The organism is Alloalcanivorax xenomutans (assembly GCF_032810065.1).
Classification (GTDB): domain Bacteria; phylum Pseudomonadota; class Gammaproteobacteria; order Pseudomonadales; family Alcanivoracaceae; genus Alloalcanivorax; species Alloalcanivorax xenomutans.
Genome location: NZ_CP136538.1, coordinates 3,428,434 through 3,445,453 on the forward strand (window position 1 = coordinate 3,428,434; position 17,020 = coordinate 3,445,453).

General features: G+C 62.3%; 16 protein-coding genes. 12 read left to right on the top strand and 4 right to left on the bottom strand.

The features are described from left to right. Positions 1 to 47 precede the first annotated feature (47 nt). Positions 48 to 443, bottom strand: coding sequence for a 30S ribosomal protein S9 (rpsI, locus tag RYH70_RS15700; RefSeq protein WP_022996222.1), 396 nt, complete (start codon positions 441 to 443; stop codon positions 48 to 50). 11 nt (positions 444 to 454) lie between these two features. Beyond that, on the bottom strand, positions 455 to 883 hold the full coding sequence (gene rplM / locus RYH70_RS15705) for a 50S ribosomal protein L13 (protein ID WP_022996223.1): 429 nt from the start codon (positions 881 to 883) through the stop codon (positions 455 to 457). A 239-nt stretch (positions 884 to 1,122) separates the two neighbouring features. Here rplM and RYH70_RS15710 point away from each other — a divergent pair, with 239 nt between their 5' ends. The 4 genes from RYH70_RS15710 to RYH70_RS15725 all read left to right on the top strand — a co-directional run bounded on the left by RYH70_RS15710 (position 1,123) and on the right by RYH70_RS15725 (position 5,345). Beyond that, positions 1,123 to 2,160: an NADP(H)-dependent aldo-keto reductase gene (locus tag RYH70_RS15710; protein ID WP_055098791.1), complete on the top strand. Its 1,038-nt coding sequence runs from the start codon at positions 1,123 to 1,125 to the stop codon at positions 2,158 to 2,160. Between the two features lie 227 nt (positions 2,161 to 2,387). Further along, complete coding sequence (locus RYH70_RS15715) at positions 2,388 to 2,993, top strand: TetR/AcrR family transcriptional regulator (RefSeq protein WP_022996225.1); 606 nt, start codon at positions 2,388 to 2,390, stop codon at positions 2,991 to 2,993. Positions 2,994 to 3,003: 10 nt separating this feature from the next. After that, a complete protein-coding gene (locus RYH70_RS15720) occupies positions 3,004 to 4,623 on the top strand; it encodes a phytoene desaturase family protein (RefSeq protein ID WP_022996226.1) in 1,620 nt (539 codons plus the stop codon). A gap of 17 nt (positions 4,624 to 4,640) precedes the next feature. Beyond that, complete coding sequence (locus RYH70_RS15725) at positions 4,641 to 5,345, top strand: SGNH/GDSL hydrolase family protein (protein ID WP_317009385.1); 705 nt, start codon at positions 4,641 to 4,643, stop codon at positions 5,343 to 5,345. Between the two features lie 4 nt (positions 5,346 to 5,349). Here RYH70_RS15725 and RYH70_RS15730 read toward each other — a convergent pair whose 3' ends face one another. After that, complete coding sequence (locus RYH70_RS15730) at positions 5,350 to 6,048, bottom strand: GntR family transcriptional regulator (protein ID WP_022996228.1); 699 nt, start codon at positions 6,046 to 6,048, stop codon at positions 5,350 to 5,352. 227 nt (positions 6,049 to 6,275) lie between these two features. On the opposite strand from RYH70_RS15730, the gene RYH70_RS15735 reads away from it, so the two are divergent. From RYH70_RS15735 to RYH70_RS15770, 8 genes are all read left to right on the top strand, one after another. Next, entirely contained in the window at positions 6,276 to 7,508 is a 1,233-nt protein-coding gene (locus RYH70_RS15735; RefSeq protein ID WP_022996229.1) for a branched-chain amino acid ABC transporter substrate-binding protein, read from the top strand. A 77-nt stretch (positions 7,509 to 7,585) separates the two neighbouring features. After that, complete coding sequence (locus RYH70_RS15740) at positions 7,586 to 8,527, top strand: branched-chain amino acid ABC transporter permease (RefSeq protein WP_026948597.1); 942 nt, start codon at positions 7,586 to 7,588, stop codon at positions 8,525 to 8,527. Positions 8,528 to 8,537: 10 nt separating this feature from the next. Next, positions 8,538 to 9,827: a branched-chain amino acid ABC transporter permease gene (locus RYH70_RS15745; RefSeq protein WP_026948596.1), complete on the top strand. Its 1,290-nt coding sequence runs from the start codon at positions 8,538 to 8,540 to the stop codon at positions 9,825 to 9,827. After that, a complete protein-coding gene (locus tag RYH70_RS15750; RefSeq protein ID WP_216636286.1) occupies positions 9,827 to 10,594 on the top strand; it encodes an ABC transporter ATP-binding protein in 768 nt (255 codons plus the stop codon). The genes RYH70_RS15745 and RYH70_RS15750 overlap by 1 nt, the downstream gene beginning before the upstream one ends. Beyond that, entirely contained in the window at positions 10,594 to 11,301 is a 708-nt protein-coding gene (locus tag RYH70_RS15755) for an ABC transporter ATP-binding protein (protein ID WP_317009386.1), read from the top strand. The genes RYH70_RS15750 and RYH70_RS15755 overlap by 1 nt, the downstream gene beginning before the upstream one ends. Before the next feature lie 10 nt (positions 11,302 to 11,311). Further along, positions 11,312 to 12,928: a class I adenylate-forming enzyme family protein gene (locus RYH70_RS15760; protein WP_317009387.1), complete on the top strand. Its 1,617-nt coding sequence runs from the start codon at positions 11,312 to 11,314 to the stop codon at positions 12,926 to 12,928. 8 nt (positions 12,929 to 12,936) lie between these two features. Beyond that, positions 12,937 to 14,136, top strand: coding sequence for an acyl-CoA dehydrogenase family protein (locus tag RYH70_RS15765; RefSeq protein ID WP_284455731.1), 1,200 nt, complete (start codon positions 12,937 to 12,939; stop codon positions 14,134 to 14,136). A 340-nt stretch (positions 14,137 to 14,476) separates the two neighbouring features. Continuing rightward, entirely contained in the window at positions 14,477 to 14,710 is a 234-nt protein-coding gene (locus tag RYH70_RS15770) for a hypothetical protein (RefSeq protein WP_317009388.1), read from the top strand. 382 nt (positions 14,711 to 15,092) lie between these two features. On the opposite strand, the gene RYH70_RS15775 is transcribed toward RYH70_RS15770, so the two are convergent. Further along, the gene (locus tag RYH70_RS15775; RefSeq protein WP_317009389.1) at positions 15,093 to 16,943 is read right to left on the bottom strand and encodes a hypothetical protein; all 1,851 of its coding nucleotides are present in this window, start codon (positions 16,941 to 16,943) and stop codon (positions 15,093 to 15,095) included. Positions 16,944 to 17,020 lie beyond the last annotated feature (77 nt).

The following is a 17,020-nucleotide window of genomic DNA, read 5'->3' on the forward strand; positions in this document are numbered from 1 at the left end:
GCAATGCCGGGCTTTTCGCAAGCGTGAGCGGTATTCGGTGGTGCCGATTAACGCTTGGAGTACTGCGGACGCTTACGCGCTTTGTGCAGCCCCACTTTCTTACGCTCGACTTCACGGGCGTCACGGGTGACGTAGCCGGCACGACGCAGCGCGCCGCGCATTTCACCATCGTACTCCATCAGAGCACGGGTGATGCCGTGACGAATGGCACCGGCCTGGCCGTTGTTGCCACCGCCTTTCACGGTCACGTAGACGTCGAAACGGTCAGTCATGTTCACCAGTTCCAGCGGCTGGCGCACCACCATCCGGTTGGTCTCGCGACCGAAGAACTGATCCAGCGGGCGACCGTTAACGGTGATATTACCGCTACCGGGGCGCAGGAAAACGCGTGCGGCGGCGGTTTTACGACGACCGGTTCCGTAATCGGCGTTTGCAGTTGCCATCGACTAACCCCTTAGATTTCCAGCTGCTGCGGCTGCTGAGCAGCATGAGGATGCTCGGCGCCGGCGTAGACTTTGAGTTTGCTGAACATGGCGCGACCCAGCGGAGTACGCGGCAGCATGCCCTTCACGGCCTTCTCGATAACCAGCTGCGGCTTGCTGCCGATCAGGGTTTCGAAGTTGGCTTCCTTGATGCCGCCCGGATAGCCGGTATGACGATAGTACATCTTGTTACTGGCTTTTTTGCCGGTAACCGCCACTTTCTCGGCGTTGATCACCACGATATAGTCGCCGGTGTCCACATGCGGAGTGAATTCCGGCTTGTGTTTACCGCGCAGACGACTGGCGATTTCTGTAGCCAGCCGACCCAGCGTTTTGCCGGAGGCGTCTACCACATACCAGTCGCGCTTTACGCTTTCCGGTTTCGCGCTGAAGGTCTTCATGGGAGTCTTCCCTAAAAATTTGTGCCCTAAATTCAGATGCTTACGGGTTCCGAGAACCCGCCGGCGTTAAGCCCGCCGGGCAAGAGGGCACGAATTGTACTGAAGCGCCCGGGTAAAGACAAGCACGGAAAACGGGAAATTGTTGGGTATAGTCAGCTGACTCGTTCTTGCCTGAAAAGACACCCGGAAAGACACCTGAAAAGCCGCCCGGACAGACCCGGACAGATTAAGGAGCCACCATGGAATACCGCTCTCTCGGCCATACCGAGTTGAAAGTCAGCAGCCTGTGCCTGGGCACCATGACCTGGGGCAACCAGAACACCGCCGAGGACGGCTTCGCGCAGATGGATCTGGCCCTCGAACAGGGGGTCAATTTCTTCGATACGGCGGAAATGTACGCGGTTCCGGCCAGCCCGGAAACCTCTTTCCGCACCGAAACCATCATCGGCGAATGGTTCGCCCGCACCGGCAATCGCGACAAGGTGGTGCTGGCCACCAAGGCCGCCGGCCCCGGCGATTACGTCAAACATATCCGCGGCGGCCCGCGCCTGAGCCCGGCAAGCTTGCAAGAGGCCGTGGAAGGCAGCCTCAAGCGCCTGCGGACCGATGTTATCGATGTCTATCAACTGCACTGGCCGGAGCGCCCCACCAACTATTTCGGCCGTCTCGGCTACAAGCATCGCGAGGACGATCAGGCGGTGCCGATCGCGGAAACCGTGGCCGGCCTGAAGGCACTGGTGGATTCCGGCAAGATCCGCCACTGGGGCCTGTCCAATGAAACCCCCTGGGGCACCATGACCTTCCTCCGCGAAGCGGAAAGGATCGGCCTGGAGCGTCCGGTATCGATCCAGAACCCCTATTCCCTGCTCAACCGCAGCTTCGAAGTGGGCCTGGCCGAGGTAGCGCACCGTGAAGGCGTCGGCCTGCTCGCCTACTCCCCACTGGCCTTCGGCCTGCTCAGCGGCAAATACCGTCACGGCCAGCAGCCGGAAAAAGCCCGGCTGACGCTGTTCAAGCACTTCTCCCGCTACACCAATGACCAGTCCATCGCCGCCACCGAGGCTTATTGTCAGTTGGCGGAGCAACACGGAATCAGCCCCACCCAACTGGCGCTGCAGTTCGTCACCACCCGGCCCTTCGTCACCAGCAACATCATCGGCGCCACCACCCTGGAGCAGCTCCGGGAGAACCTGGACAGCGTCAACCTGAACTGGAATGACGAGTTGGAAAAGGAGATCGAAGCGATTCATACCCGCTTCCCTTATCCGGCGCCCTGACGCGCGAACTGCGCTCGGGCAATTCGCAAAGCGAGAACCACGAAGCTACTGTAGGAGCCAGCCCTGCTGGCGAATGCTCCCACCATTCGGGAACGATTCATTCGCCAGCAGGACCGGCTCCCACAGCGGCCTTGTAGCTACCCCCGGCACATGTTTCCCAGCCCCTCTTGACGACATCCCGGTTATCGGCGCAATGTTAACACCGTTAACACAGCATCGGGATCAGCATGTCCTCCACCTATCACCACGGCGATCTGTACCGTCAGGCGCTGGAACAGGCGCAGGCCCTCCTTCACGAGGAAGGCGCGGCGGCGGTCACTTTACGTGCCCTGGCGCGCCGCCTGCGGGTGACCGCGCCGGCGCTGTACCGGCATTTTCGCAACCGTGACAGTCTGCTGGCCGCCCTTGCCGAGCACGGTTTCCTGGAGCTGCGCCGGCAACTGCTGGCGGTTCGGCGGGATGACGCCCTGGAGCGGCTCACCGGCATCGGCCAGGCCTACATCGCCTTTGCTCAGGCCCAACCCAATCTGTACCGGCTGATGTTCGGCGGCCAATTGCTGCCGCGCGGCGCCCATCCGGACCTGGACGCCGCTGGCCTGGGCGCCTTCGCCGTATTGCAGCAAAGCATTGATGACGCTCTCGACGCCGGCTACCTGAATGGCCAGCCGGCCGGCCCGCTGACCGCCGCCGCCTGGTCCCTGGTGCACGGTTTCGCCGAACTGACCATTGATGGCCACCTGCCCGACGAACAGCAGGCACCAGGCCTGGCGGCGCTGGTCACCCGGCTGCTGCTGCCCGGCGGCCCGCCTTCCCACCATGACAACACCCTCTGAGGAGCCCACCATGCCCAGCCCCAGCACACTGCGAATAGGCCGACGCTACCGCGCCAACCGCCTGCAAGGCCCCTATGATGTTCTGGTCATCGGTTCCGGCATCGGCGGGCTCAGCGCCGCCGCCTGTCTGAGCAAGCTCGGCAAGAAGGTGGCGGTGTTCGAGCAGCATTACACCGCCGGCGGCTTTACCCATGCCTACGAGCGCAACGGCTACGAGTGGGACGTCGGCGTTCACTACATCGGCGACGTGGGCAAGGATCACACCCTGGCGAAACGGCTGTTCGACCATATCAGTGACGGCCAATTGAAATGGGCGCCGATGGCCCCCTGCTACGACCGCATCCACCTTGGCGACCGGCAGTACGATCTGATGGCCGGTCCCAAGGCCTTCGTCGAGACCTTGAAACAAGCCTTCCCCAACGACCACGCCGCCATAGACCGCTATATGGCGCTCACCGCCAAGGCCGCCACCGCGATCCAGGTGCTGACCACCGCCAAGGTGCTGCCCGGCGCCGCCGGTAAACTGCTGGCCAAGGGGCTGAGTCTCACCGGGGCCGGCAAGCTGAACCGGCCCACCGCCGAAGTGCTGGGTGAGCTGACCGACAATCACGAGCTGATCGCGGTGCTCACCGGCCAGTGGGGCGACAACGGCCTGCCACCGGAACAGTCCAGCTTTCTGATCCACGCCATCATCGCCCGCCATTATCTGTACGGCGGTTTCTATCCGGTGGGCGGCGCCTCGGCCATGGCCACAACCATTATCCCGGTGATCCAGCAAGGCGGCGGCGACGTCTTCACCTATGCCGACGTGCGGGAGATCGTCATCGAGAACGGTCGCGCCACCGGTCTGAGGCTGGCGGACGATAATGTGGTTTCCGCGCCGGTGATCATCAGCGACGCCGGTGTCTTCAACACCTTCCAGAACCTGTTGCCGGATGCCTGCCCGCAACGCCAGGGCTACCTGGACCGGCTGACCCGGGTGCAGCGTTCCATGGCCAGCGCCTGCCTGTACGTGGGCCTGAACGCGGACGCCGCCAGCCTGGGACTGCCGAAAACCAATTTCTGGATTTACCCGGACAGCGACTATCAACGGCAACTGGAGCAAGCCCTGGCGGCCCCCGATGAGCACGATATTCCGCTGACCTATATATCCTTTCCCAGCGCCAAGGACCCCAGCTTCAGCGAACGCTATCCGGGCCGCGCCACCATCGAGATCGTCGCCGCCGCCCCCTACGAATGGTTCCAGGCCTGGGATGGCACGCCCTGGGGCAAACGGGGGGACGATTACGACGCGCTCAAGGAAGCATTCTCCCAGCGGCTGCTGGAAAAACTGTTCGAGAAAATGCCGCACCTGCGGGAGCACCTCGATTACTACGAGCTGTCCACTCCGCTTTCCACCGCCTATTTTTGCCGCTACCCCAGCGGTGAGATTTATGGCCTGAACCATGATCCGAACCGGTTCGAGCAACAATGGCTGCGCCCCAAGACCACCATTCCCGGCCTCTATCTCACCGGCCAGGACGTGCTTACCTGCGGCGTCGCCGGCGCCATGATCGCCGGGCTGGTCACCGCCATTTCGGTGGGCGGCGTGCGCGCCCTGCCGTTGGCCAAGGCCATGTTCGCGGGCTGACTATTCATGGAGTAATCATGGTTCGTTTCTGGCTGGCGCTGTTGCTGTTGTCCCCCTGGCTGCTGTGGCAGGCGAAACGCACTCGGGCGACCACCCCTCGCCTGCCGGAGGCGGGCGGCGCCCCCAGCGGCCAAAGCGGAGAGGCCGGACCGGCGCTACGGCTGCTGGTGGTGGGAGAGTCCACCGCCGCCGGCGTCGGTGTTGGTGACCATCAACAAGGCCTGGCGGCGCATTTGGCCGCGCAATTGAGCCGGCGCCATGGCCGCACCGTGTTGTGGCGAACCGTGGGCGTCAACGGCATTCGCGCCGCCGCGCTGATCGGGCACCTGCCCAGGGTGCCGGAGACGGATGTAGTGATAATCAGCCTCGGCGTCAACGACACCACCGGCCTGACCCGGCGCCGCGGCTATCGCCACGCATTGACGGAGCTGATCGCCGAACTACGGCGGGACAAAGCCGAGCTACCGGTTTATCTGCTGGCGGTGCCTCCAATGCAGCGTTTCACCGCTCTGCCCCGGCCGTTACGAGACCTGCTGGGTTGGCGTGCACGGGGGTTGGATCAAGTGCAGCAAGAGCTCGCCCGCGCGCTGGCCGGCGTACACCACCTGGCTTATCCACCCGTTGAAGGCAAGGATCTGCTGGCCGAGGACGGTTATCACCCGTCCGAACAAGGCTATGCGTTTATCGCCCGAACAGTGGCGGACGACATCAGCGTGCCTTGAACGCCTAGCCCCCGTTTCCGTAAAACGCCGCGTCCGGCAGACTTTGGATCGCCAGCCGGGAGCTGCGGATGTGCAGGCGGGTACAGCGCTCCGCTCGCTTCGGATTGCCGGCCAGAATCGCCTCCCCCATGATCTGATACTCGCGGAAGCGGCGCGGCGGGTTGGTGAACTGGTCGTAGGACTGAAACTGCTGGCGCAGCAGCTGCACCATGGTCGCCGGCAGCATGCGTGGTAATTCCCGATTGCCGCCGATGTCGATCATCACACCGTAAAAGCGGTCCCGTTGCTCCAGATAGGCGAAACTCAACCCACGCCGGCGGTGAGCCAGCAGTTCGTCAAAAACTTCTTCAAAACGCTGGCGATGATCGGCCTGGTCGATGCGCTGGGCCGCCAGCCGCGCCGCCAGCCCCAGCAATACCTCGATGTTCTGCAACAGGTCGCGTACTTCATCCCGGCTCAGCGAGCGGATATAGGCGCCCTTGTGCCGGGTCAGCGTAATGATCCGTTCCGCCGCCAGCCGCTTCAGCGCCTCCCGCACCGGTCCCCGGCTCACCCCCAGCTCGCGGGTCAGATCCGCTTCCACCAGCCTCTGCCCCGGCACATAACGGCCGCTGCCAATGCCTTTGCAAATGGCCTGGATCACCGCATCCGGTGAACTCAGCGGCGGCGTGACCGGCGGGGTGGCGTCTTCGGCTCTGCGCATGGGGAACGGTCCTTGATCATCGTTTTTAGGGGCCGGAGCAGGCTGGCAGCGCATTTTAATGAGGCCTCGCCCGGCACGCATCCTCGAATTATGTTAGCAATATTGTCCTACGATATTGACCCACAATAGTCCATGGGCTAGTTTCAGACAAACGCAACACCTCACTACCCGCCGCGCGCCGTCGACGCCCGGCGTATAAACACAACAACCATTTGAGGAGGCACACCATGCCACGTTGGATCACCACGGCAGCGGCCATCACCGCTCTGGGCGTCATCGCTCCCGCGGTTCAGGCCGAACCCCTGAAAATCGCCATCATCGAATCCCTGTCCGGCCCGCAAACCTCCACCGGGCGCCTGATCGCCACCGCCGCTGAGTATGTGATCGATCAGACCAACGCCAACGGCGGTTTCAATGGCGAACCCATCCAGGTGAAAGAGTACGACAACGCCGGCGACACCTCCGGCGCCGCCACCAAGTTCCGCGAAGCCGCCGCCGACGGCGCTCACGTCATTATTCAGGGCGCTTCCTCGGCGATTGGCGGCCAGGTCACCGAAGACGTGCGCAAGCACAATATCCGTAACCCCGACAATCCGATCATCTATATCAATGTCGGTGCCGAGGCCATGGAGCTGCGCGGCAAGAAGTGTCATTTCCACGCCTTCCACTTCACCACCACGGCGCCCTATCGCACCGTCCCGCTGATGCAGGTCATGTCCGAACAGGGCGATCTGGGCAAGCGCGTTTATTCCATCAACCAGAACTACTCCTGGGGCCGCGACATGGAGGCCGCCATCGTCGACAACGCGGACCGGTTTGATTACCAGGTGGTGGACAAGGTGCTCCACGAGGTGAACCGGATCCAGGACTTCTCCCCGTTCGTGGCCCGCATCAAATCGGAAAATCCGGATTCCGTGATCACCGGCAACTGGTCCAATGACCTGCTGCTGCTGATGAAGGCGGTGGGCGACGCCAACCTGGATATCACCTTCGGCACCATCTTCATGGACCAGCCCGGCAATGTGGCCAACGCCGGTGATGTGGCCGAGGGCCATTACGTGGCCCACAGCAGCAACATAGAACTGCTCGACGAGGCCGGCACCGAAGCCTACAAGAAAGCCACCGGTCACTATCCGGTGTTCATCGAACCGACCACTCTGAACGGCGTCGGGCTGTTCGCGGAAGCCCTGAAAAAAGTGAATTTCGACGGCGGCGATATCGACGTCAACGAAATTGCCCTGGCGATGGAAAACACCACCTTCGATAACGGTCTGGGCGGCATGCATGTCCGCAAAGCGGATCATCAGGCGGTGATCCCCATCGTGGTGTCCCAGGTGGCCAGCGGCGTCAAGTACCCGGTGGACGGCACCGAACTGGGCTTCAAGCCGATCAAGACCGTGGCCGGCGAGGACGCCATCTATCCGGCCCAGGACAGCTGCCGCATGCGGCGCCCGAAATAACCCATCCCGCTTTGATTCCGCGGCCGCGCCTCCCCGGGAGCCGGCCGCCATACTGATAACAACATCGGGAGAGACGCATGGAGTTCTTGATCGTCTCCACGCTGAACGGCGTCATCTACGGCATGCTCCTGTTCATGGTGTCCGCCGGGTTGACGTTGATTTTCGGCATGATGGGCGTGCTCAACTTCGCCCACGCTTCGTTCTACATGTTGGGCGCCTACTTCGCCTACACCCTTTCCGGCCTGTTCAATTTCTGGGTGGGGCTGATCGTCGCCCCGCTATTGGTGGCCATCATCGGCATGTTCATCGAGCGTTACATGCTGCGCCGGGTGCATGCCCATGGCCACGCCCACGAGCTGCTGCTGACCTTCGGCCTGGTGTTCATCTTCGAGGAGTTGATCAAGCTGTTTTACGGCGACTTCCCGGTGAATTATCAGCGTCCGGACTACCTCAATTTCGCCATTTTCAATCTGTTCGGTACCGACTATCCGTTCTATCGCGTGTTCATCGGCCTGGTGGCGCTGTTGATGTTCATCGTGCTGTTCGTGCTACTGACCCGCACCCGCGTGGGCATGGTGGTGCGTGCCGCCGAACGCCTGCCGGACACCGCGCGGGCGCTGGGGCATAACGTGCCCATGGTGTTCCTCGGCGTGTTCGGCGCCGGCGCGGCCCTGGCCGGCTTGTCCGGCGCGGTGGCCGGCGCGTTCTTTCCCACCAATCCGAACATGGCCCTGGAGCTGGGCGTGATCGTTTTCGTGGTGGTGGTGGTCGGCGGGCTCGGGTCCCTGGCGGGCTCGCTGATCGCCTCATTGCTGATCGGCGTGTTCAGTTCCTTCGCGGTGGGCCTGGACTGGTCACTGGCTTCACTGTTCAGCCTGATCGGCCTGGGAGACTGGGCCAACAGTCTGGGCGGCCTGGTGACCATGCCGCTGTCCTCGATTTCCGCCACCGTTCCCTTCCTGTTGATGCTCATCGTGCTGCTGGTGCGTCCAGCCGGCCTGATGGGTTCAAAGAATTGAGGAGGCCACGATGCGATACGCCCTGATTGCCATCCTGGCCCTGCTGGCGCTGCTGATCATCGCGCCGCCCCTGCTCGGCACCGGCTGGCAGTACGCTCTGATCAACGCCTTGATCGCCGCCCTGTTCGCCGCGGCCTTCAATCTTCTGGTGGGCCAGGGAGGCATGTTGTCCTTCGGTCACGCCGCCTATTTTGGTGTCGGCGCCTTCACCGTGATCCATCTGATGCAGTCGGTGGAATACGGGGATATCCCCTTCCCCACCGTGCTGCTGCCGCTGGCCGGTGCCGCCGTCAGCCTGCTGTGCGGCGCCCTGGCCGGCTTCTTCGCCACCATGCGTTCCGGCGTCTATTTCGCGCTGGTGACCCTGGCTCTGGCGGAACTGCTGCACTCCCTGGCGCCGCACTGGGATGAAATGTTCGGCGGCGAAGCCGGATTATCGTCCATGCGCATGCCCTCGCTCGGCTTCACTTTCGGCTCCACGCTGGAGGTGTATTACCTGACGCTGTCCTGGGTGGTGATCTGCATCGGCCTGCTCTACGCCTACACCCGCACGCCTTTCGGACGGCTCACCCTGGCATTACGCGACAACGAGCAGCGCATCCGCTTCATGGGCTTCAACGCCCACGGCACCAAGATCGTGGTATTCGCCATCTCCGCCATGTTCTCCGGTGTCGCCGGCAGCCTCATGGCAATCTCCAACGAAACCGCCAACTACAGTGTGTTCAGCACCCAGGTCTCGGCCCTGGTGGTGCTGCATACCTTCGTTGGCGGTTCCACCATCTTCTTTGGTCCGATCGTCGGCGCTTGCGTGCTGTCACTGTTCACCTTCGTGGTCTCGGGCGTCACCCACTCGTGGATGCTCTATCAGGGCATCATCTTCGTGCTGGTCATGCTGTTCGCGCCCAAGGGCATCGGCGGCGTCATCCAGGCTCACATCGAACAACGCCATGCCTTGCCCTGGAAGCGGCTGGCCGCCCCGTACGCGCTCGCCACCCTGGCCGGCTTGATGGTCGCCTGCGCCACCGTGTTCGTGGTGCAGAGTCTGGAAATCGTGCTGTCCCGGGAGTACGCGGCGGCGGTGGCCCGCACCGGCGAATATGCGCCATACACGGTGTTCGCCCGGGAATGGCAGGTGTTCCATCCCTTCACGTGGCTGTTCCCGGTGCTGTTGCTGGTGCCCGGTCTGTACCTGCTGCGTCGCGCCTTCGCCCGCATCCAAACGTTATGGGATAAGGACGACGACGATGACAACGGCGACATCGCCGCCGCCCCGCGGGAACTGATGGAAGGAGGCCACTGATGGACACCGCAATGCAGCCCGACGTCCTGGTTATCGACGACTTGCAAAAACACTTCGGCGGCCTGGAAATCATGCGCGGCGTGGACCTCACGATTAAGCAAGGTGAACGTCACGCCCTGGTCGGCCCCAACGGCGCCGGCAAATCCACCTTGTTCAACCTGATTTCCGGCGAGCATCGACCCAGCGGCGGGCAGATCTATCTGCGCGGCCAGCGCATCAGCGGTCTGAAACCGGAACAGATCAGCCGTCGCGGTCTGACCCGGTCGTTTCAGATCACCAATGTGTTCAGCCGCATGAGCGCTTTCGAAAACATCCGCATCGGTGTCATGGCCCGGCACGGCATTCGCTTCAACCTGTATCGGCGGATCAAACCGATGCGCGCCATCAATGACGAAGCCCATGCTCTGCTGCAACAAGTGCGTCTGGACCATCGTGCCGACAACCTGGCTTCGGACCTTACCTACTCGGAGCAACGGGCGCTGGAGATCGGCATGACCCTGGCCACCGGCGCGGAAGTAATCTTGCTGGACGAACCCACCGCCGGCATGTCCCGGGACGAAACCGCCTACATGGTGGAGTTGATCCGCCAGGTCACCGAAGGCAAGACATTGATGATGGTGGAGCACGACATGAGCGTGGTGTTTGGACTGTGCGACCGCATCTCGGTGCTGGTCTACGGCCGCATTCTCGCCACCGGCAGTCCCGAGGAGATTCGCTCTAATCAGGAGGTGCAAAGCGCCTATCTGGGCGAGGAGGAGGAACACTGATGCTGTTGGACATCGACCATCTGCACGCCTATTACGGCAAGAGCCATATTCTGCACGGCGTGCGTTTCACCATGCCGGAACCCCGCATCGTCGCCTTGCTGGGGCGCAACGGCGCCGGCCGCTCCACCACCCTGAAAGCGATGATGGGTCTGGTGCTTCCCAGCCAGGGCAAGGTGGCGCTCAATGGCGAGGATCTGGCCGGCCGGCCGGCCCATGTCATCGCCCGGCGCGGCCTGGGTTACGTACCGGAAGAACGTCAGGTCTTCCCCAACCTCACCGTGGAAGAAAATCTGATGATGGGCATGCAGACCGGCGCCGAGGGCGCCCCTCGCTGGCAGGCGGAGGATATGTACCAGTACTTCCCCCGCCTGCGTGAACGCCGCAATCAGAAAGCCGGCTACATGTCCGGCGGCGAACAGCAAATGCTCACCATCTGCCGTTCGCTGCTCGGCAATCCACTGGTGCTGCTGGTGGATGAACCCACCGAAGGACTGGCGCCAATGATCGTGCAAGTGGTCATGGACGTGATCCGTGACATTCACCAGCGCGGCGTGGGGGTGTTGCTGGTGGAACAGAAGATGACCATGGCCTTGCGCGTGGCCAGCCATGTACTGGTGATGGGACACGGCCAGATCGTCTTCACCGGTTCCACCGCCGACATGCAGGCGCGGGATGACATTCGCCGCGACTGGTTGGAAGTGGCCTGAGGAGAGCAGTGTGAACCATCCCAGCAATCGCTTCGACATGCATTACGAAACGCACTTCGGAGGTCGTGTCATTCGCTGTTTCCGGCAGCGGCCCGTCTCGGTGCAAGCCATGCTGCAATCCGCCCTGGAACGCAATCCCGACGGCGATGCCTTCGTGGTCGAGGGCGAACGCGTCAGCTATCGCCAACTGGCACGGCGGGCCTCGCGGGTCGCCGCCGCCTTCCATGAACTTGGCGTGCGTCCCGGGGACCGGGTGGCGCTGGTGCTGCGCAACGGCCCGGCGTTGATGTACGGCCTTTATGGCGCGCTCTGGCTCGGCGCCATCGCGGTCCCTCTGAACGCCCGTGAACAAGGCGCCGGGCTCGGCTATATTTTTTCCGATTGCGCGCCCAAAGTGGCTATCGCCGAAGCCGACCTGGTGCAGCGGCTGCACGACGGCGGCGCCACCAAAGATCTGGTCGCACTGTTCGCGGCGGGAGGCGACGCCGAAGGAGCCCGCCCCTTCGAGGCTTTGCTCGGAGGCGCCGACACCAGGCTGCCGCTGGCCTGCCCCGGGCAGGAAGACACCGCCGTTCTGCTCTACACCTCCGGCACCACCGGCCGCCCCAAGGGCGCCATGCAGACCCACCTCAATATCGCTCATACCGTCAAACTGTGGGAAAAATCCATGGATCTGCGCTTCGCCGAGCGCTCCGTCCTGGCCGTTCCCGGCAGCCACGTCACTGGTTTGATGGGCATCATCTTCACCATGGCACACATGGCCGGCTGCACTCTGATCATGCCGCAATTCGACGCCGCCGAATTCAATCAACTGGTCGCCGATGAAAGCGCCACCAGCACCATCATGGTTCCAGCCATGTACAAGCTGTGTCTGATGCGCGCCAACTTCGACACGCTCGATCTGAGCAGTTGGCGGGTCGGTGCATTCGGCGGCGCCCCCATGCCGGAATCGACCATCGTCGAGTTTGGCCAACGGCTGCCGCACCTGCAATTAATGAATGCCTACGGCGCCACGGAAACCTGCACCGCCGTCACCGCCATGCCACCGGAAACACAGCTGGAGCACCTGGACAGCATCGGACGGGTATTGGATGGCGTGGATATCCGCATCATGGACGAACAAGGCCAAGAGCGGCCGGCGGGGGAGTCCGGGGAGTTATGGATCTCCGGGCCGGTGGTGATTCCCGGCTACTGGCAGGATGCGGAACGCACCGCGGAGAATTTCGTCGACGGCTATTGGCGCTCCGGCGACATCGGTGACATCAGCGCCGATGGCTATGTGCGCATCTTCGACCGCAAGAAGGACATGATTATTCGCGGCGGTTACAACATCTACTGCATCGAAGTGGAAAACGCCATCGCCTATCACCCGGCCGTGGCCGAGTGCGCGGTGATCGGCGTGCCGGATCCGGTGCTCGGCGAAAAAATCCTGGCGGTGATCAGCAGTCAGGACAGCGACCTCGATGCGGACACGCTCCGCCGCTTCTGCGCCGAACGCCTGGCCGACTACAAAGTCCTCGATTTTGTTCATCTGCAACGGGAGCCGCTACCGCGCAACGCCAACGGCAAAGTGATGAAGACCACCTTGCGCGACCGCCTCGCCCACCCTGAAACCGAACCCTGTTGAGAACCACCATGGATTTCGCCTACCCGGAAAAAACACAAACCCTGATCGCCCAGCTCAATGCGTTCATGGACGAGCATATCTATCCCAACGAAGCTCGCTACGACGAGGAGCTGGCCGCCGGCAACTACTGGCCGGAAGTGATTGAGGAATTGAAGCCGAAAGCCCGCGCCGCCGGACTGTGGAACCTGTTCCTGCCGGAATCGGAATACGGCGCCGGACTCACCAATCTGGAATACGCCCCCCTGTGCGAAATCATGGGGCGGGTAATGTGGGCGCCGGAAGTGTTCAACTGCTCGGCACCGGACACCGGCAATATGGAAGTGCTGGCCCGCTACGGTACCCCGGAGCAGCAAAAACAATGGCTGCAGCCGCTGCTCGACGGCGAGATCCGCTCCTGCTTCGCCATGACCGAACCGGACGTGGCCTCCTCCGACGCCACCAACATCCAAAGCGCCATCGTGCGTGACGGTGACGACTACGTCATCAACGGGCGCAAATGGTTTTCTTCCGGATCGCCGGATGAGCGCTGCAAGATTTTCATCTTCATGGGCAAGACCGACCCGGACAACCCCAACAGGCACAAACAGCAATCCATGATTCTGGTGCCCCGGGATACCCCGGGCATTACCGTCGTCCGCCCGCTGCCCGTCTTCGGCTTTTCCGGCACGCCGGACGTCACCGGAGAAGTCCGTTTCGAAAACGTGCGCGTACCCGCCAGCAATATGCTGCTGGGCGAAGGCCGTGGTTTTGAAATCGCCCAGGGCCGCCTCGGCCCCGGCCGTATCCACCACTGCATGCGTCTGATCGGCCTGGCGGAACGGGCGCTGGAGAAAATGTGCAAACGCACCCAGGAGCGGGTCGCCTTCGGCAAGCCGGTGGCGGAACAAACCGTGACCCTGGAACGCATCGCCGAATCCCGTATTCTCATTGACCAGACCCGGCTGCTGGTACTCAACGCCGCTCACATGATGGACACCGTCGGCAACAAAGTGGCGCGCAAGGAAATCGCCATGATCAAGGTGGCCGCCCCCAACATGGCCGCCCGTGTCATCGACTGGGCCATCCAGGCCCACGGCGGCGGCGGCGTCACCAACGACTTCGGCCTCGCCAAAGCCTACGCCAACGCGCGCATGCTGCGCCTGGCCGACGGCCCCGACGAAGTCCACCGCAACCAGATCGGCCGACTGGAACTGGCGCGGTATCGTTAATCAGGCACTCTGCCTAATTGCTCTCACAAGATCACCTTGTGGGAGCGGTCCATGAATCGCGATGCCCGCACACCTACCGCACTCCGATTCTCTACCCTAGATGTCCACGAAGCCGCTGTGGGAGCCAGCCTTGCTGGCGAATTCTTCCATTCGCGGAGCGCGAGACATTCGCAGCAAGAGGCTGGCTCTTACAGCATAAAATGCTATTCTGATCGGTTGCTCGAAATACCGGGCCAGCCATCACCCTGACATACAGAACGGCTCGAAACCCGAATGACCACGACCCTTCAAGGCTATTACTACCGGGACATCTTCTAGATAACCATCTGGAGGATGTCCCATGGCCATCAAAAACAAAGCCAAAGACCGCGACCACAACAGCCGCATTCACCGCTGCTACACCGGCCCCAATAGCCTGATGAGCACACCAGGCTGGTGGATCAACCTGTTTATGAACCGCCCTCAGCGCCGGCTCAACAAACGTCTCTGCCTACAGCTTCAGCGAGGCCGGATCGACCCGGAAGAGGCTGTCTTCCCTACAGGGAACAGGAGGCCTCATGTGTATTATTGGTGATGGTGATCCCCGTACGTGCGAGGAACAGAACCGTTGGGGCAACGTCTATCCCCGTTCCGGCGGTTTATCCCCGCAACTGCGGGGAACAGGCAGTGGTTCGAAACGGCCCGGTGGCCGTGTCCGGTTTATCCCCGCACATGCGGGGAACAGATGCGGTGTGAGCGTTCGTATTTCGTGGTGGTCGGTTTATCCCCGCACGTGCGGGGAACAGAAAAGCAGAAACTTTGTAATCATTATTATTGACGGTTTATCCCCGCACCTGCGGGGAACAGACCAAATATATAGCATTGATCTAGAAGGGAAAAATTACCCCATCAAAATCCACCGACACCAGTGATCAAATTTTGTCCGCTTTTATTCTGAGCAACACATACCACCCCACCTAAGGCCGCACCAAAGGTGGGGAAAAGTGCTCGAGAGGCTCCGGTCGATATTGGAAAGCTTCCGACGGTGCGGGGAATGCCATTGGCATCGCGCACTCAGGGCTGCTAGATACGAACGGCACCCCCGCGCATAGCGGCTCCGGGGTGAGACTTTCCATGTGGGCGCGAATGGCTGGCGCCTGCTCGGGATAGATCCAGTCCAGTACATACCCCACCCGCTCCGCCACGCCGGTTTGTGCGATGCGGTGCCGCCAGCCCTGGCGTACCACATAGTCGGTGTCGGTGACGGCGAGATCCCGTTGGTATCCCAGACGAAATCCGGTCAGGGCATCCTCGAACAGCATGGCCAGATCTTCGCGGGGTGTGGTGTAGGCGTAGAAGTCGTTGGTGAGGTCGGCGAAGAACCAGTCCGCCACCTGATCCGGGTCCAGCTGTTTTTGCGCTTCGGTGATGGGGTCGCCGTAATAGCGGACCCGGGCCAGTTGCGTCAGGTTGGTGTCCCGTGGACCTCCAGGCAAGGTGGCGGAAACCGGAGCGCGGCGATTGACCTCGTCGACGATACGCAGCTCAGCGTCCAGAAAGGGAAGCACGGAGGGCGGCAGATAATCGTTGGCGTGGGCCAGTTCGTGATAAAGGGTGTTGGTCAGTCGGGGGCGCAAACGGTCTTCGCTGATCACCACCCGCTCGCCAGCGGCGGGCAAAGCGGGCATGGGCCCATCATCGGAGAGAAAACGGCTGACGACCCGGACCGGCAGGTCTTCACCGAAACCACTACGGGCATCCGGCTGTTCGTTGATCAGATCCCGCTCCTCCGGGGTGAGCCACAGGTAACGGGGATCCAGGTAGATGGCGCCGGTGAGCGCCCAGTAAAACGAGGGGCGCAGGTCGCTGGAGATCACCACGGCGGTCACTGGCCGCAGCAGGTGGCGCAAATCCGCTTGCGTCTCAGGGTCGCGTAATAACGCTTCGAAACGCTCGCCCATCCAGTCGTGGCTGACCAGCACCCGATCCATGATCCGCTCCACCGTGGGCAAATCCCCCTGCCTTCCCAATGGCGGCAGTTCCGACACCCGGCACAGCCGGGCGCCATCCAGTTGATTGTCATAGACACAACGTTCCAATACCGGCCGATAGGTTGAATCCCGCCGATAGGCTCGCACTTCCTGCAGCGGTGTTGTCGTGGCGCAGTTCGCGCCGTCTTCGGCACAGAAGTAGGGGCTGGTCACCGGCGGACGATTGCGTACCACTACCCGCGCCTGGTCAGTGAAGGTGCCTTCAGCGGTATCGACACTGGCTTCGAACACCAATACCCGATCGCCCGGCACATCAGGCGCGGTCAGGTACACAATCGCCGGGTCGCTGCCGTAGGCGAGGGAGGCGGCGGGTCCGCTCACCTGACGAAATCGGGGTGCCGAGACCGGCGCCTGGTCATCCAGCCAGAAACGCAGGGAGGTGCGCCCGCCGGCACTGACCGAGCGATCCGTTCGCAGAGCGGCCCGGGCCGGCTCGCCGTCATCCGCCACCGTGACGACAAACTCATCGCTGATGCTGCCCTGGTCCGAGCCGGCCTGGAAACGAAATCGATAACGCCCGGGGTCGCTGACCCGGAAGCTGATCGCCGGACCGTGGCGGTCCGGTAATGCCACCGGCGTGCCGTCCAGCTGTGTCCATTGGTATTGATCATACCGGTCCGGCAAAACAGCGACGATGCCCACCACTTCATTGATACGAGCGTGGCTGTCGCCATACAGGGTCAGTTCGGTGACGTCATCTTGAGGCACCGGCTCTCCGCCACTGGAGCGGCAAGCCACCAGCGGTATAAAAAACAGCAGTAGCGCGACTCTGAACATGATCCCATCCCGGTCCGAGTTATCGACAGACTGAAGGAGGGGTAATGGCGGGACAATAGGGTTTACGTTAACGGGCG